This window comes from Variovorax sp. LjRoot84, from assembly GCF_964254305.1.
GTDB lineage: Bacteria > Pseudomonadota > Gammaproteobacteria > Burkholderiales > Burkholderiaceae_C > Variovorax.
In genome coordinates this window covers 591,212-608,286 of the sequence record NZ_CAXUTE020000002.1, presented here as the reverse complement: position 1 = coordinate 608,286, position 17,075 = coordinate 591,212, and the positions used below count along the sequence as shown (strand labels likewise).

The window sequence follows — 17,075 nt, the reverse complement described above, 5'->3', positions numbered from 1 at the left end:
TCCGCCGACCCGGCACATCACAAGAGGAGACGACATGACAGACATTCGCAGGCGCCAACTCATCCAATCGCTCGGAGCCGCCGCGACGCTCGGCGCGCTGGGTTCACATCCCGCCTGGGCGCAAGCGGCGAAGGGCGATATCGTGATCGGCGCTTCCCAGCCGATCACCGGCATCTTCTCGTTCGCGGGCACCGACATGCATTACGGGCTGAACGACTTCATCGCCTGGAAGAACAGCACCGGTGGTGTCGCCGGCCGCAAGCTGCGCTACGTGTACGAGGACAGCGGCTTCAAGCTCGACCAGGGTGTCGCCATCTTCAAGAAGATCATGGCCGCGGAGAAGCCATCGTTCTTCTACGGCGACAGCACCCAGTGGGCCAAGGCGGTGGCGCAGGACGCCATCGCCTCCAATTCGATCCTGACCTCCTCCACCTCGCTCGCGAGTTCGATGGCCGATCCGGTGAACATGCCGCAGCACTTCGTGCCGGGCCCGATCTACGGCGCGATGCACGAGATTCTCATGGAGTACATCGCGCGCACGTCGCAGGGCGCCGCCAACAAGCCGAAGATCGCCTACGTCTACGCCGACACCGAGTTCGGACGCGACGGCATTCCTGCCGGCAAGGCGCGGGCCGAGAAGCTCGGTCTTCCGATCGTCACGGAGATCGTGACCAAGCAGGCCGGCATCGACGTCGGCCCGGAGGTGGCGAAGCTGCGCCGCGCCCGGCCCGACATCGTGATCTTCCAGGGCTACATCCTGGCGCCGATACCCGAGTTCGTTCGCCAGATGCGCGAAGCGGGTCTGAACAGCCAGGTGATGGGAACTGCGTGGGGCTTGAACAAGCCGGCCTACGACGCGCTGGGCGCGATGGGCGAAAGCCTCACCGGCGTTGCACCCTACCGCTATGGCCACGAGACCGATTCGCCGACGATCAACACGATGCGCGAGTTCACCGCCAAGAACCGGCCCGACATGAAGCACATTTCGATGTTCTACGTGAGCGCATGGCTATCGGGCATGGTGTTCGCGGAAGTGGCAGAGCGCTGCATCAAGGCCAACAAGCCGCTGACGCTGCCCAACATGAAGGCCGCATTGGAATCGATGAAAGACTGGGACTCGGGCGGCGTGACGGGGCTTCTTGTCGACCTCAGCAAGCATCAGATTCCCTCGGGCCGCATGTATCGGTACGACCCGGTGAAAAAGGCGATGGAGCCTGCGAGCGGATGGATCAAGGCGTGAACTGCGCCGGCAGCGCCGCTTTGACGGTATCCAACGTCGAGGTGGTCTATCACCACAGCATCCAGGCGCTGCGCGGCCTGTCGATCGACGTGCCCGACCGGCAGATCGTCGCCCTGCTCGGCTCCAACGGCGCCGGCAAGACGACAACGCTGAAGGCGGCATCCGGCATCCTGCCGCTCGAGAACGGACGGGTGGCGAGCGGCAGCATCCACTTCTTCGGCGAGGACATCGCGCGCTGGGCGCCTCATCAGTTGCCGCGGCGCGGGCTCGCACACGTGCGCGAGGGCCGGCATGTCTTCGGCGAACTCACCGTCGACGAGAACCTGGTCGCCGCCGCCAACGCGCTGACCGGCCGGCCCAACGCGAAGCCCGACACCGAGATGGTGTACGACTACTTCCCGCGCCTGAAGGAGCGCCGCAAGCAGTTGGCGGGCTACCTGTCGGGCGGCGAGCAGCAGATGCTCGCCATCGGCCGCGCGCTGGTCGGCCAGCCAAGGCTGATCCTGCTCGACGAACCCTCTCTCGGGCTGGCGCCGCTGGTGGTGCAGGACATCTTCGGCATCATCGCGCGCATCAACCGCGAGCAAGGCGTCGCGATGCTGCTGGTGGAGCAGAACGCGCGCGTCGCGCTCGGCGTGGCCGACTACGGCTACATCATGGAAAACGGCCGCATCGTCATCAACGGTGCAAAGGAGGTGCTGCTTGGCGATCCCGATGTACAACGCTTCTACCTGGGAAGCAGCGACGATGGCCAGGAGCGCGTCAGCTTCCGCGATACCAAACACTACAAGCGGCGAAAACGCTGGCTTTCATGAGGGAGGCGCGATGAGCACGATCGCCGCGGGCATGGAGCAGCTCACCCTGCCTTCCCAGTTGATGCGGTGGGCGCAGCAAAGGCCCGATGCGGTCGCGCTGCGCCAGAAGGAAGGCGGCGTCTGGCAGCCGGTGAGCTGGTCGGCCTTCGCCGACACCGCCAGCCATTTCGGGCTCGGGCTGCTCTCGCTCGGGTTGCAGCGCGGCGAGAACGTAGCGATCCTCGGCGAGAACTGCCGCGAATGGGTGTTCGCGCAACTGGGGGTCGCGCTGGTCGGCTGCATCACGGCCGGCGTCTATCCCACCTCGCCGGCGCCGGAGGTCGAGTACCTGCTGGTGCTCTCCGAAGCGCCGGTCATCGTCTGCGAGGACCAGGAGCAGCTCGACAAGGTGCTCTCCATCCGGCACAACCTGCCCTTCCTGCGCGCCATCGTGGTGATGGACCCGCGCGGCCTGCGGCACTACGACCGCAGCGGCATCCATGATTTCGAGCACGTACTGGCGCTGGGCCAGCGGCTGCAGAAGGAACAGCCCGGGCTGATTGCCGAGAGCCTTGCAAAGTCAGGGCTCGACGACATCGGCCTGATCGTCTTCACTTCCGGATCCACCGGCCGGCCCAAGGCCGCGATGATGAGCTGGCGCGGCCTCGGCTGCGCCGCGCGCGGGCTCAACACTGCGCTGCGCTGCCGGCCCGAGGACGCGCTGGTCTCCTACCTCCCCCTGTGCCACGTGGCCGAGCAGATGTTTTCGGTCCACGTGCCGATGGCGACCGGCGCTGTGGTGAACTTCGCCGAGAGCCTGCGCACGGTGCAGGAAGACCTGCGCGAGCTGTCCCCGCAGGTGTTCTTCGGCGTGCCGCGCATCTGGGAGAAGTTCCACGCCTCCATCCAGTTCAAGCTTCGGGAAGCCGGCGGCCTGCGCCTCGCACTTTACGAACTGGCCATGCGCTCGCTGACCGGCTTCGGCTCAGCGCCGCGTTCGACGTGGCGCCTCGGCCAGCGCGTGCTCTGGGCGTTCTGGTATGCCGTGATCCTGCGCGCGCTGCTCAACTTCGTCGGGCTGCGCCGTTGCCGCATTGCCATCTCGTCGGGCGCCCCGATCGCGCCGGACATCCTTCATTTCTTCCGCACGCTGGGCGTGCCGATTCGCGAGGCCTACGGATTGACCGAGGCTTCGGGCGCCACCACGATGCAGACCACCGACGCATCGCCCGTCGGCACGGTCGGCGTGCCCTATCCGGGCGTCGAGGTGAAGCTCGCCGACGACGGCGAGATCCTGATCCGCGGCGACGTCGTCTTTCGCGGCTACTTCCGGAACGAGGCCGCCACGCTGGAGGCCGTCGACGCCGAAGGCTGGCTGCACTCCGGCGACGTGGCCCGCTGGGTCGACGGTCCGGCGGGCCAGGAGCTGCGCATCGTCGATCGCAAGAAGGACATCATGATCACCGCCGGCGGCAAGAACATCACGCCGTCGGAGATCGAGAACGCGCTGCGCTTCTCGCCCTACATCCGCGAAGCGATCGTGGTGGCGGACCGCCGGCGCTTCGTGTCGGCCCTGATCCAGATCGACTTCGAAGGCGTGGGCAAGTGGGCGGAGGAGAACGGCCTGGCCTACACCACCTTCAGGCATCTGGTCGAACAGCCGCAGGTCCAGGCCCTGATCCAGAAGGAGGTCGACGCCGTGAATGCGCGCATGCCGCAGGTGCAGCAGGTGCGCAAGTTCCATCTGCTGACCAAGGAGCTGGACCACGACGATGGCGAAGTCACCGCCACGATGAAGGTGAGGCGCAAGAGCGTTGGCGAGAAGTATGCGGACGTGATCGAGGCGATCTATGCCTGATGTTCGGCTCGAGACGCTGTCTGACGGCGTCAGCCTTCTGCGGCTCGACCGGCCCGCAAAACTCAATGCGCTCAGCGATGCGATGGTGGCCGATGCAGGCCGGCTGCTCGATTCGGTCGGCGCGGACACCCGCTGCAGGGTGCTCGTGATCAGCGGTTCGGGACGCGGCTTCTGTGCCGGCTTCGATCTGGCGTCGGCCAGCGATGCGCCAGGCAACGGACCCGAGGAGACCGCGCTCTGGATGCGGCGCCAGGAGGCGTTCGCGGGATTGATCCAGCGCCTGCGCGCCCTGCCCCAACCGGTCATCGCCGCCGTCAACGGCGCTGCCAGCGGCGCCGGTCTGGGCATCGCCCTGGCTTGCGACATCCGGATCGCCGCCTCGTCGGCCCGGTTCAATTCGGCTTTCGTGCGCGTCGGCATGTCGAGTTGCGACATGGGCGTGAGCTGGCTGCTGCCGCGATGCATCGGCCTGTCGCGCGCGTTCGAGATGATGCTGACCGGCCGCATGGTGAAGGCCGAGGAGGCGGACCGCATCGGCCTGGTGAGCGAGGTCGTGGACGACGGGCAGTTGATGGCGCGCGTCTGCGAGATCGCATCGCTCATCGTCGCCAACAGCGCCTTCGGCGCCTGGATGACCAAGCGCGGGATGTGGGCCAACGTCGAGGCGTCGAGCCTGCAGGCCGCGATGGAGCTGGAGAACCGGACGCAGATCCTGTGCCGCAGTACCGGGGAGCTCCAGGCGGCGGCCGGCGCGATGCTCGACAAGCGCCGCGGTGCTGCGACCTAGATCGGCGGATGCTTCTGCACGGCCTTGTAGAGCGCGTAGTCCTTGCCGACGCCGTATTCCATGATGCCCCAGCCGATCTCGTCGCCGTCGCGCACCTCGATCACCTGATCGCCCAGCGTGCGTACCAACTGGCGCGTGGCGGGATCGCTCAGATCCCACTGATCGGCTTCGACGTAGGACTTGCCGCGGTCATCGCCATGGAACCAGCCGTTGAGCCCGCCGTAGAGTCCGCCCTTGAGGAAGTAGCGCGTGGGCAGGGTACGGATCGTGATCGGCCGCTCTCGGCCATCTGCATAACGCAGATGGAACACGGCGGACTTCACGCTCTGGCCGTGCGGGTCGTCGTGCCACTCGACCTCGTGACGCACGTCCACCAGCTGATTGCGTGAAGTCACCTTGCTGCCCAGCGCGAACACCTCTTCACCGGACAAATAGATCTTCTCGCCTGGGGCGCGCTCCTTGAAGAAGACATGCAGGCCGCGGTCTTTGAACTGCGCGGTGGTCCAGGCGTAGAAGAACGGCGGGTAGAAGGTCAGCGGGGGATGGCTTTCGTCCGTGCGCATCTCGGCGCGCACGCCCCATGAATGGTCACGCTGCCCGAGCCACTGTGCACCGTCCAGTTCGACGCGCCGCCCGTCGAATTCGATCCAGCCTTCATAGCGCCCGAGCTGCTGCGCACGCGCCATGTTCTCGGTGATGCGTCCGTCGCGGCGGCGCAGGTGCGCCTTCTCCTCGTGCGGGTTCATCGTCCCGATGAACTCCAGCTCGAAGCGAATCCCCGACGCGTTGCTGCCCAGGGTCAGGCGATGCCTGCGCAGGCCTTCGACCACCTGGATCTCCAGCGGACCGACGCACGTGGTCAGCGGATCGGGTCGCAGGTGGCGCGATGCACGGAAGTTCCATTGCCGCCCCGGCACGGCGACGCCGGCGAACGCATCCATCACGTTCCGGTTGGGGTGATAGCCGAGGCCGATGTCGAAGATGAGGTCTCCCGCCGGCGAGGGGTGGCCGGTGTACCAGAGCCGCTCCATCCACGCCGGATCGCTGTTGTCGATCTGGTCAAAGGTGGTCGGGAGCTGGTGCCCGATGAGGTCATCCTGCGGTGTCAGCATGCGCTTGTCTCCGAGTTCTCCGGCATTGTCGGCATATCGTACTCTAGCGTATAGTACTTTACAGCAACACAAAGGAGCAATGCATGTACCAGCAAAAGGTCGTCATCATCAGTTGCGCTGTGACAGGCGCGATCCACACGCCTTCGATGTCGCCGCACCTGCCGGTGACGCCGGAGGAGATCGCAGAGTCTTCGATCGCGGCGGCAAAGGCAGGCGCAGCCATCATCCATTTGCACGCGCGCGACCCGGTGACCGGCAAGCCGGACCAGCGCCCCGAGGCCTTCACGCCCTTTCTAGGGCGCATCAAGAGCGAGTGCGACGCGGTGATCAACCTCACCACCGGCGGATCGCCCTACATGCCCGTGCAGGAACGCATTCGCCCCGCCGTCGAACTGCGCCCGGAGGTGGCCTCGATGAACATGGGTTCGATGAACTTCGGCCTGTTCCCGATGCTGGAGCGATTCAAGGAGTTCAAGCACGACTGGGAGCGCCCCTATCTCGAGGGCAGCAAGGACCTCATCTTCCGCAATACCTACGGCGACATCCAGACCGCGCTCTCGGAGCTTTCCGCCAGCGGCACGCGCTACGAGTTCGAGTGCTACGACACCTCGCACCTCTACAACCTCGCTCACTTCATCGATCGCGGGCTCGTCAAGCCGCCCTTCTTCGTCCAGACGGTCTTCGGCATCCTCGGCGGCATCGGTGCGCACCCGGACGACGTCATGCACATGAAGCGCACGGCGGACCGCCTGTTCGGCGACGACTACCGATGGTCGGTGCTTGGAGCGGGCCGCAATCAGATGAAGGTGGCGGCCATGGCTGCGTCCATGGGCGGGAATGTTCGCGTCGGGCTGGAGGACAGCCTGTGGATCGGTCCGGGAAAGCTGGCCGAGTCGAATGCCCAACAGGTCCACAAGGTGCGGGAGATTCTGGAAGGGCTTGGCCTCCAGATCGCCACGCCGGCGCAGGCGCGCGAGATCCTTTCGCTCAAAGGTGGCGAGAACGTCGGGTTCTGACGCCTACGCCGTTCCCGCCAGCGGTAGCTACCGTCAAATGACGTCGCCTATTTGGCCTTTTCCTTGGCCGAAGCTGCCCGACGCGCTTCCGCATGGCCGCAAGAAGTGCGGCTTGCGCTGCAACCTGAGGGCAATGGATTTTCGGGCGCGTAGCCGGTAAGGGAGTGGATCCTCCGCGTAGGCTTCCACCGCCCTCCCTGAGTGGTCGGTCATCAAGTTCGTAGGCTGCCTACATCATGGTGAGCGCGATCGAGGACGTCCACGATCAGTGCTGGGTTGAATTCCCCGTTCTCGATTTCCCCCAGCCTGTTCGCATAGCCGCGTGGATTGCACAGCACACGGCAGTTGCCGACTTGGTAGTCAAAGCTTGCGTGCGTATGTTCGTGCACCCAAAGCACTGGAACCGTGAAGACCTCGTCTGGCAACTCGCTGATGAACGCGCCCGAGCACCAGTCATCCGCGTAGCGCGATGCGAGCGACAGCCGGTGTGGAGCGTGATGTGTAACGACGACGGTGATTCCTTCGAACGGTTCGGCCAGCTTGGTGGCCAGCCCCGATGTGCCCTGTGCAGTGCAAGCGTGTCCCCCGGAGTGAGCGGTCTGCTGTCCCGCGGGCCGCCTGCCTGATGCTGCGGTACGTTCGTCAAAGGGATTGCTTCGAGCCGAAGAACGTCAAATGGATTGCTTGCCGTTGCCGCAATGGATTTGCTTGGGACACGGCTTAGCGAAAATCCTTCTCAGCGGGCCTTCGAGCGGCGACGGCCCGTCGAGGCGACCACAATGCAAAGGAATTACTAGAACCGCATATAGACTCCATGAAAACAGCCGAAACGCACCCGCTGGCCAACCTGCCCGAGCGCAGCCTGGCGCTGGATCCGGCGCGCCTCGCGCAGACGACCGAGGACGCGGCGCGCGCGCTGCTGCGCGAGGGCGAATCGGCCAACACGCGTGCCTCCTACGCCTCGGCGATGCGCTACTGGTGCGCCTGGTACGCCGCGCGCTATGGCCAGGCGCTGCGCATGCCGGTTCCAGTGCCGGTCGCCATCCAGTTCATCGTCGACCACGCCGCGCGCAAGGCGGATGCGGGTTCCGGGGCCGGCCTGTTGACGGGACTCGTAACCGAGCTGCCGCCGGACATCGACCAGGCACTGGTGGCCAACGGCTACAAGACGCGGCTCGGCGCGCCCGCGCTCAACACGCTCGTGCACCGTATCGCGGTGCTGTCCAAGGCGCACCAGTTGGCCGAGGAGCCGAATCCTTGCGCAGACCCGCTGGTGCGCGAGCTGCTGGCCCAGACGCGCCGCGCCTACGCCAAGCGCGGCGCGCGGCCGCGCAAGCAGCGCGCACTCACCAAGGATCCGCTGCAAGCGGTGCTGGCGACCTGCGACGACACCCTGCGGGGCAAGCGCGACCGCGCCCTGCTCCTGTTCGCGTGGGCGACCGGCGGGCGGCGGCGCTCCGAGGTCGCCTCGGCCACGCTCGAGAACCTTCAGCGCATTGGTGGAGAGAGCGCGAAGTCATACCTCTACACGCTCGCGCACTCCAAGACCAACCAGGCCGGCGCCCAGCGCCCCGAGGATGTGAAACCCCTGGTGGGCAGCGCGGCGCAGGCCATGCAGGCGTGGCTCGCCGTGTTGAACGAAAAAGGGATCAAGGAAGGCGCCCTCTTCCGCCGCATTCGCAAGGGCGGGCATCTCGGGGAGCCGCTCGCGCCTGCGGCCGTGCGCGACATCGTGAAGGAGCGGTGTGCGGTGGCGGGGGTGGAGGGAAGTTTCAGCGCGCACTCGCTGAGGGCCGGGTTCGTGACGGAAGCCGGCCGGCAGAACATGTCGCTGCCCGAGACGATGGCCATGACCGGGCATCACAGCGTCGCGACGGTGATGGGCTATTTCAGGGCAGAGAGCGCGCTGGGCAGCAAGGTCAGCCGGATGCTCGATGAGGATTGACAGCGCCGGGCGGTTGATCGGGTTCTCGTACTTCATGGCAGGGAGATGCCCTGATAAACCTCCTTCGACGATACCCGCAGCCGCCGACGCAGCCGGGAGCGGACCCGCTATGGTGTGGGCCAGCGTCTTCCCATGCGCCGTTGCCGATCGCCAGCGCGGTCAGGCCTCGTGTCATTCGGCCACCGCACGAAATGCTGCCTGTACGGCGCGCACCAGGGACGGATGCAGCATACCGAGCTTGGGTACCTGGCCGTGGGGCGCCGCGGGCGGCACCGAAAACCAGTCGCTGGTGTAGGGAAGGTCGATGGCCTGCTTCAGATCGAACTTGGTGTCGTAGCTCAACCCTGCTGCTTCGTAAGCGGATGGGTTGCGTTCACGCAGGATCGAAAACTCGCCCCGGTGCAGCGTCGTGGTTCGCTGGCTGGTGCCGTAGGCGACCCGCACGTGGAACTGCGGCGCGTCATCGTCGAAAACAGCCAGGACCAGCGCCGGCCGTGGTTTGGGACGCGGGTGAATGTCGTCAGGGAAGTGACACCAGACGATCTCGCCGGCGGTGGGTTCGGCCCACCATGCCGGCATTATGCGGTCTCTGTGTCAAACAGGCTTGACCGCAGCGAGCGCTTGCCGCCTTGCGGGACGCGCTTCTTTATCTGACGCACCTGGACAGCCGTCAGCGGAGCGTCGTCCGCTTCGTACTGGGGCAGCATCCTGACGGCCAGTTCGTGCAGCGCCCGGTGAATGGCCTGGGTTTCATCCACACCCAGTTGTTCAGCCAGGCGCTTGGCGGTTTCGCGCGTGACGCCAGTGGCGCTATCGACCGCGCGGTAGCGAAATGCGATTTGATTGGCGAGGGTGCGTGCAGCCATGGGGGCCTTTGAAGATATCTTTAAGATATCCGACCTTTGCGAACGAGTCAAGCATGGTGCGAAGGAGCTGGAAATGATCGGCGTTCGTCACTCCCGGGCGCGACCCCTGTATCCAGACCCCAGTCATGCGTATGCGGCGGCGAACCATAGGTCGAACCTATGGAGGAATTCACATTTCGCATTTTTCAGTGGTCGGACCAATAAGCTATCGAAATCAGCCCAACGATTTCGAATCTACAATCCATCTTATGTTAAATCACATGTAGAGCAGATGGCTGCGCGCAGGCCGATGAGTCCCCGCGTCATCGGAGCAACTCAGTGCCCAGGTGCCCCCATCTCTCCGCCGTGCTTCGAACGATCGAACGCCTTCAATTTCTGCGCCAACGTCAGCCTTGGCGAACCGACAATGCGCAGGAAAATTCCACCCTCGACCACCTCAACCTCACCGGCATTCCTCGCACCAGACGCGCCGCGCGCGCCACCGGCGCCGTTAGCCGAACAGCCAATCCGTTTCCCCACTGTTGAACAGTCTGCTCGCTCTTGATCGACGTTGCCCGCACGGGATCTCCAAACATCAAGCACCCGATAAAGCGGTCGTCTCGATGGCGTGTCAACGCAAAGAAACATCCTCGCATTCTTGCGACATAGCAAGACCGCTTTGCGGTCTCCGGCTACGCCGCGAGCCGTGTGAACTGCGCTCTCGAAAGCAGCCGCTTGAAGTCGCCGTCGAAAGTGACCAAATGCTCGCCTTGATGGATAACCGCGGCAGCCAACCAAGCGTCAGGTATGTCATTCGCAACGAGCGCCTTGTCAGCGCACAGTTTGCGGAGCGTGGTCCACTCCTCACCGAGCGCGGATTGCTCCACACCCGGCGCGGCCAACAGCACGTCCACGAAGCGCAAGGCTTCGGTCGTCGGCGTCGGGTTCACGAATATCTTTGGATGCGTCACAAGCCGAAGGAAGCTTGCGATCACCATAGGCTGCAGGTTCAGCGGCTTCCCGTGGGTTGCACTCGCGACGGCTTCTTCCAGCCAGCTGCGGGCCACGGCATGGTGCGGATGATCGCTACGTGACGCAGCGACGAGCACGTTAACATCAGGCGTCACTGTCGGCGGCGTCCAACATTGCCTTGTTGCTCAATCCGTCGAGCCCCGCGGCCAAGCCACCCTTGCCTCGGTAGATGGGAAGGCGCACGGATTTCTTTTGAGGCGGGCGCGAGCGCAGGCGCAGTTGGAGCCCTTCTTCAATCAAGCGCGTCAGGCTCGTACGCTGCTGCACCGCTAGCGCCTTCGCTTCGGTCAGCAATGTATCGTTGAGGTTGAGCGTTGTCTTCATGGGTTGGCTCTATCGCAGGACTCGAGTACAGATTTCTGTATTGTAGTACTGAGGCTGAACAGCGCCAAGGGCCTTGTCATACTAGAGATGGCAATTGCTTATGTTGAATAGTATGTCGACGGGCGGTTGAAGGCGGGCCTGTTCATGGCAAATTGCCCAATGCCTTGTGCCTCAGCTCTGCGGCGACCTCGCGCGTCATGACGCGCCCCTGACCCGAGTTCAACCCCTCTTCGATTCGCTCGCGAAGGTGCCTCTTTGCCCGCTCCTCCCGATCCCTGCGGATCAACCCACGACGGCGGCACTCATTTGCTTCCATAGGGGTTCATTTCTGCGATCGAGACGTGCTTTCCTCTGGGTGGCTTGAATGCTCCAGCCAGGTCGAGGATGGACTTGGTTTTGGCCCGAACGACAATGCTTCCGTCCGGCATCACGTGCCAGACCAAGCGAGTGCCTGGCGCGGCGCCAATCTGCTCTCGCACTTCTGCGGGAACGGTTGTCTGACCCTTCGAGGTGATGGTGGATTCGATCACGATGGTCCTTACCTATTGGTGATGCGCGATGCAAGTTCGTCGCCAGGGCTGGCCACATCACATCGTGAAGGAGCGCGGCGCCCGCGCCACGGCCGAGGAGCCAGTTCTCGGCGCAATCCTTGCGCACGGCATCATTCTGGGCCAAAGTCTTATCTTCCGCGTTGCCGATCACCTGAGCGGTCGGCCGACTCGCCTGGCCGTCGAGCGGAATCTTAGTCGCGCATAGCAGCTGCCCTACATTTGCTTCTATGAAGACCGCCCGGTTGCCTCCCGTACGCGTCGAGCCATCCGTGCGCGATGAAATCGAGAGCGTGCTACGCCAAGGCGAAACTCTGTCGCAGTTCGTGGAAAACGCGGTGGTGCAGGCCGCCCAGCGCCGCCGATCTCAGCAAGAACTCCTTGCGCGTGGCCGCGATTCATTGAAGCGTGCGAAGAAGAGCGGCGAATACTACTCTGCCAAGGACGCGCTCGTCGCGATGCAAGCACGCCTCGATACGCGCGTTTCGCAGCTCGCGCAGGAAAAGCGCGGTAGCACCGCTCGTTCGTAACTTACACGAGCACCCCGACGCGTGAGGCGCTTGAGGATCTGCTGCGTCCCGAAGACTTTCTTGTCGAGTCCGCTCTGCAGCGTGCTCCCGCCGCAATTCGCAATCTTCAATATTCATGGGTGCTCATTCCGTCTTCACGTTTTCGATCACTGCCTTCAGGCGGACCTGTTCGTTCGCGAGGAAGCTTCGGAAAGCTGCGGGCTCCTCGAAATCCGAGATCACGGATCCGAAGCTGAGTTCGGCCTCCCTGTACGCAGGGTCACGCATCGTGTCGCGAACCGCGGCAGTGAGGCGTCCATGGACATGCGCAGGCAATTTCGCAGGCGCAAGCACTGCTGCCCATACGTCAGCCTGTACGCCCTTGAGCAGTTGCCTGGGCTTCCAGCGAGTCGCCCAAGTGCTTTCGGTATTGGGCTGGACGTATCCGGGCCGACAACAGCTGCGCGTGAGAAGAAACGCGGCCTTTGGATGGCGGCCAAAACGGCCAGCGTCAGCTATTCCAGCGAACTGGCGCCTGAAGCTCTAGGCACGCACTGGCGAGCGGCGATGTTGCCGAACCCTTCATGGCGCACCTGACTCACCTGTTGGATGAAGCGCCATTGCCGATCATCGTGATGGCAGTCAAAGAAGCGGCTTCTCATGAACACGTACTGCCGCGACAAGTCTGGCGCAACGTGGCGAAGCTCGCGAAGTCGCTGGCGGTGCACCGCAAAGGGCTGCCGGGGTGATGATGAAGAGCCTTCCTGGAGGTCCATGGAAAGTACTGTTCCCATGGAGGTTGGCGCTCATCGAAAACATTCAAAAAGCATCAGTCCTAATGTTCCGATACGAGCATCGTCTCAGCAAGGAACATCAACATTTTCGTTCCCGCGTCCAGAATCGCCGACAGCCTGCATGTTCGTCTGCGGGAGCAGGAGCGAATGGCCGCAGCGTTGGGCTCGCTGGCTGCAGGCAGCGTGCTGCAGCCGGCCGGAGGCTGAATGAGCGTCAGCTTTCCAACCGAAAAGGCTCAGCGAAGGTAACGCCCGTCAGCCTTGAGCATCGACAGTTCGGAGAATGTCAGGCCGCGGTGCTCGCCCGGCCGGTACGACACCGCAATGCCGCCGATGTCGAGCGTCTTGAACGACTCGAGGCCCTTTTGCAGCGACTCCGCCGTTGGTTTCGGTCCGGCTCGCTTCAGCCCCTCGACCATGACCTTGGCCGCTACATAGCCCTCAAGGCTGGCATAGCTGAACTCGATCGCGCCGATCTTCTTCATGGCCGCCTGGTACTCGGCAATCACCGGCATTGCGCTGTTCCATGGGGAAGGCACGACCTGGGAGATGACCACGCCGGCCACGTCCTTCTGGATGTCCTGATACAGCTTCTGCCCGTTCAGGAACGAGAACGAGTAGAAGGCCGTCTGGCCGCCAGCCGCGCGGTAGGCCGTGATGAACTTCGCCGCCACTTCGTTGGTCGCCGCCAGCACCACCGCCTTGGGCTTGAGCTTGGCCAACTCCGCCGCGCGCTCGGCGGCGTCGGAGCCATCGTTCTTGATTGCCACGCTGCCGGCCATTTTCTCGCCACGCTCGGCAATGAACTTTTCCGTACTGTCCCGCGCCGAGCGGGCGCCCGGGTTGTCGTTGTGCGCGAAGGCGATGCTTGAGATGCCGATCGTGAACAGGTGGTTCACGATGCGGCTGTATTCCTCGTCGAAGCTGATGCGCACGGGGAAGCCGTATTCGGAGAACTTCGCGACCGGGCCCGCGCCGGTGTAAGGGCCGATGACGGGAACCCTGAGTTCGTTGGCCGCCTTCAGGGCACCGACCGTCGACGATGTGCCAATGGGCATGAGGATGCCGACGGCGCCATCTTTGACCAAGGTCTTGACGTTCTGGGAGCCCTTGGCGGGGTCGTAGGCGTCGTCGAGCTGGCGCAGCTCGACCGGCCGGCCGTTGATGCCGCCATTCGCATTCAGCGTCGTGAACATGGCACGGATGCCGACCAGGGGCTCGGTCGACAAAGACGCCAGGGGGCCGGTCTGCACGTAGGTTTGCCCGATCACGAGCGGCTGGGTCTGGGCCTGTGCCGCCGGCGAAAATCCCAGTACGAAGGCAAACAGGACCGAAGCCAGATGAATCTTTTTATGTTTCATGGTAACAAACCGTTTATCAGTTCATCTTAAAGGGCGAGCCCTCCAAGTCTTCGGTCACGGCGGGGAAGCAACTGTGTAGTAATGCACGGACCCTGCAGTTAGACTTTCCTTCCTCGGCGGCTTCTGCGCTGTAGGCCGGTTCGTCTGACACCCCGTGAACTCCGCTGAGCCGACGCACAGAGTGTCGTCATGACGGAACTGCTGCGAAGTGCGTCCGAAGCTGCTACCGGCGGCCAACGCGTCAGCGCCGAAGGCTGCGTGGCGTTCCTGGATCAGATTTATCGCGCGTTCCGCGATCCCGGGCCCTGGTGATATCTGGGCCAGCCTCGCTTGCGCGAGACCAGGCCCGCAACGCCTTCATCCTTGTACCGCTGGACCAGCCGCTCAAGCTCCTCCAGCGCGTGCTGCAACGCTAACGTCGTCGCATGTTTCGCCTCCGCCTTTCACTCGCATTTGCCATTTTTGTCGCGCTGGTTTTCATCCAGGCCGGTTTCGTCTACTGGGGATCGAACCGAGTCAACGACTACGCGCAGCACAGCCGGCTGGCCAGCGACATCTTGTCGGAGCTGCTGGAACTCTCGGCCAGCAAGCAAAGGCTGCGTGTCTGGGCGTCCCAACAGCTGATGGATGCCAACGCATCGCCTGAGGTGCAGCCAGCTGGCGCGCAGGCAAGGCAGCGCGGAGACGCTCAGACAACTCGCGCGCCGTGACCTTTTCTTGTGGGGCGGGATCGCGGCGCGCGAAGGCGTGCCCATACCGCCTGGTGATGCGATTCCACACGCACACCTGGACCTGCCGGCGGCGTCCAACGGGTCACCGTCCCTGGAGACGGGGTAAAGCGCCAGAGATGCCCGTGCTCGCCCCAATTGCTCGAGCGGGCGAGCAAGCCTGCCAACTGCACGTCTTCCAAGGTCATGACAACCGCGTGGTCGGAGGCAAGGAGCAGGAACGCATCTCCCGTGTCCTACCTTGAGATCTCGTTGATCTCCAGTTCTCGTTGCCAGCCGCCGGACCTCCAGGGGCCGACCGATCCGGGGCAGCCTTGCAGTTCGTAGACGGAACGTCGCACAACGGCAGAGCGGCGAGCGTTCGCGCACGCGAAGTGAGTCTAGCGCCGTTGCCCTGCGCTATGCCCATGAGGAGTTCGTGGTTTGCGGGCAGGTTTACGCGTTTAAAGCCACCACCTCGTAGCATCGAAAGAACCTCTGATCACGCCTTCACGACAGAACATCGCAGCGTCACAAAAGCGTTCGATCAGGGTGACGGTTGCGGCCATTGGCACGGCCCTGACTGACAGCTCTGTGCGAGTACCTACCAAGTCGAGGTTGCCATGCGTGAAAAACCGGTCTCGTACGAGGTCGCCAGACGTCACCTCCTCGATGCGTTGAGTGGGGCGCCCAGAAAGCCCGCCAAGCGCGCCACACGGTCTTCGACGAGTGTGGCTAAGCCCTCAGGCGCAGCGAAATCAATCATCAAGCGCGCAGCCACAGCGCCGACACGCAGGGTTGCGAAATAGCCGCGAGTTCGAGTTCACCCGCCGAACGTCACAGTCGCGAACGTTGAGTCCGAACGTCGAGTCCATAGGGAGGTCGGCCAAGTTGGTCCAAGCCGACCCGATGAGCGCCACCGCCCTCTCCTTTCAGTTCTGAAAATTCCCTGAAAAAGTTGGTCCGTTAGGGAGATGCTGATCAATGAACGAGGCCGGCGGATCTGAGGACATCACGAAGCGATGCGGTCGCGATTTCGGTCGACTTCGCGCCGAGAGTCCTGCCCGCCGGGGGTTTTGCGCCTCTTGCGAGGCCACTTTCGGTGTTCAAGACGCACCTCGGGCATGCGCGCCCAGCAACGACCTCTTGGCGATGACCAGATTGGCCAGCCCGAACAGGCTGAACAGCTGTGCCTCGTTCTTGGCCAGTCCCTTGTAGCGGGTCTTCCTGTGCCGGAACAGATTCTTGATCACGTGGAACGGATGCTCGACCTTGGCCCGGATGCTCGCCTTCAGCTGCTCGGCCTTCTCCAGCAGGCGCGCCCAGTTGCGCGTCAGATCCAGCTGCCGGCGCTTGCCCGGCTGCATCGCGACGTGCCACTGCGGGCCCTGCGCTTCTTCGCGCTTGTGCACGCCCCGGTAGCCGGCATCGCCGAAGGCCACCGTCTCCTTGCCGTGCAGCAGCGCGCCGGCTTGCGTCACGTCGTTGACGTTGGCCGCCGTGCCCACCACCGTATGCACGAGGCCCGATTCGGCATCCACGCCGATGTGGGCCTTCATGCCGAAGTGCCAGGCGTTGCCCTTCTTGGTCTGGTGCATCTCGGGATCGCGCGTGTTGCCCTCGTTCTTGGTCGAGCTGGGCGCCGCGATGATGGTCGCGTCCACGATGGTGCCCGCGCGCATCAGAAGCCCCTGCTCGGCAAGATGGGCGTTGATCTCTTCGAACAGCGCTTTGGTGAGGTCGTTGTCCAGCAGCAGTCGCCTGAACTTCAGCAGCGTGGTGGCGTCGGGCACCGACTCGCGCGACAAGTCAATGCCCACGAAGTCGCGCAGCGCCTGGCTGTCGTACAGCGCATCTTCCAACGCTTCGTCGGCCAGCCCGTACCACTGCTGGAGGCAGTACATGCGCAGCATCCTGGGAACACCGATCGGCTGCCGGCCGACGCGCCCGCTCGTGGGGTACAGGGGCTCGATCACGGCGATCAAACGAGACCACGGCACGACGCGCCCCATGTCGGCCAGAAACTTCTCGCGTCGCGTGCGCTTCTTCTTCATCGCGTACTCGGCGCTGGCAAAACTGCGTTGGTTCATCTCGGTGGTGCTGTGAGTTGCTCTGTCTTCACGCATGCACGGGCCGTGCCCGCCGCGACCTATTGATCAGCGTTTCCTTAGATCTGCTCGCTTGCGACTTGACACGGATCGAG

The 17,075-nt window shown here is 63.8% G+C and carries 18 protein-coding genes and 1 pseudogene; 10 read left to right on the top strand and 9 right to left on the bottom strand.

Annotated elements, in window-relative coordinates; all coding sequences use genetic code 11:
* The first annotated feature begins 34 nt into the window (after positions 1-34).
* From ACSQ9I_RS33675 to ACSQ9I_RS33660, 4 genes are read left to right on the top strand one after another with little or no spacing between them, the layout of a single operon-like run.
* Positions 35-1,240, top strand: a complete 1,206-nt coding sequence (locus tag ACSQ9I_RS33675; RefSeq protein WP_436316336.1) for an ABC transporter substrate-binding protein — start codon at positions 35-37, stop codon at positions 1,238-1,240.
* Positions 1,225-2,055: an ABC transporter ATP-binding protein gene (locus ACSQ9I_RS33670; protein ID WP_436316334.1), complete on the top strand. Its 831-nt coding sequence runs from the start codon at positions 1,225-1,227 to the stop codon at positions 2,053-2,055. Before ACSQ9I_RS33675 ends, ACSQ9I_RS33670 begins: the two co-directional genes overlap by 16 nt.
* Before the next feature lie 10 nt (positions 2,056-2,065).
* Positions 2,066-3,892, top strand: coding sequence for an AMP-dependent synthetase/ligase (locus ACSQ9I_RS33665; protein WP_436316332.1), 1,827 nt, complete (start codon positions 2,066-2,068; stop codon positions 3,890-3,892).
* On the top strand, positions 3,885-4,679 hold the full coding sequence (locus tag ACSQ9I_RS33660; RefSeq protein ID WP_436316330.1) for an enoyl-CoA hydratase/isomerase family protein: 795 nt from the start codon (positions 3,885-3,887) through the stop codon (positions 4,677-4,679). The genes ACSQ9I_RS33665 and ACSQ9I_RS33660 overlap by 8 nt, the downstream gene beginning before the upstream one ends.
* Here ACSQ9I_RS33660 and ACSQ9I_RS33655 read toward each other — a convergent pair.
* On the bottom strand, positions 4,676-5,791 hold the full coding sequence (locus ACSQ9I_RS33655) for a hypothetical protein (RefSeq protein ID WP_436316329.1): 1,116 nt from the start codon (positions 5,789-5,791) through the stop codon (positions 4,676-4,678). The two genes, ACSQ9I_RS33660 and ACSQ9I_RS33655, sit on opposite strands and share 4 nt — an antisense overlap.
* 83 nt (positions 5,792-5,874) lie before the next feature.
* On the opposite strand from ACSQ9I_RS33655, the gene ACSQ9I_RS33650 reads away from it, so the two are divergent.
* Both ACSQ9I_RS33650 and ACSQ9I_RS33645 read left to right on the top strand, forming a co-directional pair.
* Positions 5,875-6,807 (top strand): 3-keto-5-aminohexanoate cleavage protein, encoded by a 933-nt coding sequence (locus ACSQ9I_RS33650; RefSeq protein WP_436316328.1) that lies wholly within the window; start codon positions 5,875-5,877, stop codon positions 6,805-6,807.
* 814 nt (positions 6,808-7,621) lie between these two features.
* A complete protein-coding gene (locus ACSQ9I_RS33645; protein WP_436316327.1) occupies positions 7,622-8,752 on the top strand; it encodes a site-specific integrase in 1,131 nt (376 codons plus the stop codon).
* Between the two features lie 171 nt (positions 8,753-8,923).
* Here the strand turns inward: ACSQ9I_RS33645 and ACSQ9I_RS33640 are convergent, their stop codons facing one another.
* From ACSQ9I_RS33640 to ACSQ9I_RS33620, 5 genes are all read right to left on the bottom strand, one after another.
* Positions 8,924-9,331: a hypothetical protein gene (locus ACSQ9I_RS33640; protein WP_436316326.1), complete on the bottom strand. Its 408-nt coding sequence runs from the start codon at positions 9,329-9,331 to the stop codon at positions 8,924-8,926.
* Positions 9,331-9,618 (bottom strand): hypothetical protein, encoded by a 288-nt coding sequence (locus tag ACSQ9I_RS33635; protein WP_436316324.1) that lies wholly within the window; start codon positions 9,616-9,618, stop codon positions 9,331-9,333. Before ACSQ9I_RS33635 ends, ACSQ9I_RS33640 begins: the two co-directional genes overlap by 1 nt.
* Before the next feature lie 671 nt (positions 9,619-10,289).
* Positions 10,290-10,706, bottom strand: coding sequence for a TA system VapC family ribonuclease toxin (locus ACSQ9I_RS33630; protein WP_436316322.1), 417 nt, complete (start codon positions 10,704-10,706; stop codon positions 10,290-10,292).
* Positions 10,707-10,713: 7 nt separating this feature from the next.
* On the bottom strand, positions 10,714-10,953 hold the full coding sequence (locus ACSQ9I_RS33625; protein ID WP_436316321.1) for a DUF6364 family protein: 240 nt from the start codon (positions 10,951-10,953) through the stop codon (positions 10,714-10,716).
* Positions 10,954-11,255: 302 nt separating this feature from the next.
* A complete protein-coding gene (locus ACSQ9I_RS33620; RefSeq protein WP_436316320.1) occupies positions 11,256-11,483 on the bottom strand; it encodes an AbrB/MazE/SpoVT family DNA-binding domain-containing protein in 228 nt (75 codons plus the stop codon).
* Positions 11,484-11,731: 248 nt separating this feature from the next.
* Here ACSQ9I_RS33620 and ACSQ9I_RS33615 point away from each other — a divergent pair, with 248 nt between their 5' ends.
* Positions 11,732-12,031 (top strand): YlcI/YnfO family protein, encoded by a 300-nt coding sequence (locus ACSQ9I_RS33615; RefSeq protein ID WP_436316319.1) that lies wholly within the window; start codon positions 11,732-11,734, stop codon positions 12,029-12,031.
* A 123-nt stretch (positions 12,032-12,154) separates the two neighbouring features.
* On the opposite strand, the gene ACSQ9I_RS33610 is transcribed toward ACSQ9I_RS33615, so the two are convergent.
* Positions 12,155-12,400 (bottom strand): tripartite tricarboxylate transporter substrate-binding protein, encoded by a 246-nt coding sequence (locus ACSQ9I_RS33610; RefSeq protein ID WP_436317103.1) that lies wholly within the window; start codon positions 12,398-12,400, stop codon positions 12,155-12,157.
* A gap of 194 nt (positions 12,401-12,594) precedes the next feature.
* Here ACSQ9I_RS33610 and ACSQ9I_RS33605 point away from each other — a divergent pair, with 194 nt between their 5' ends.
* Complete coding sequence (locus tag ACSQ9I_RS33605; protein WP_436316318.1) at positions 12,595-12,759, top strand: hypothetical protein; 165 nt, start codon at positions 12,595-12,597, stop codon at positions 12,757-12,759.
* A 281-nt stretch (positions 12,760-13,040) separates the two neighbouring features.
* Here ACSQ9I_RS33605 and ACSQ9I_RS33600 read toward each other — a convergent pair whose 3' ends face one another.
* Positions 13,041-14,165 (bottom strand): ABC transporter substrate-binding protein, encoded by a 1,125-nt coding sequence (locus ACSQ9I_RS33600; RefSeq protein ID WP_436316317.1) that lies wholly within the window; start codon positions 14,163-14,165, stop codon positions 13,041-13,043.
* A gap of 189 nt (positions 14,166-14,354) precedes the next feature.
* Between ACSQ9I_RS33600 and ACSQ9I_RS33595 the strand changes: the two genes are divergently transcribed.
* A complete protein-coding gene (locus ACSQ9I_RS33595) occupies positions 14,355-14,477 on the top strand; it encodes a hypothetical protein (protein WP_436316316.1) in 123 nt (40 codons plus the stop codon).
* 113 nt (positions 14,478-14,590) lie between these two features.
* Positions 14,591-14,927: pseudogene (locus tag ACSQ9I_RS33590) on the top strand (sensor histidine kinase); the annotation flags it as partial.
* Positions 14,928-15,978: 1,051 nt separating this feature from the next.
* Here ACSQ9I_RS33590 and ACSQ9I_RS33585 read toward each other — a convergent pair.
* Positions 15,979-16,962, bottom strand: a complete 984-nt coding sequence (locus ACSQ9I_RS33585; RefSeq protein WP_436316315.1) for an IS5 family transposase — start codon at positions 16,960-16,962, stop codon at positions 15,979-15,981.
* Positions 16,963-17,075 lie beyond the last annotated feature (113 nt).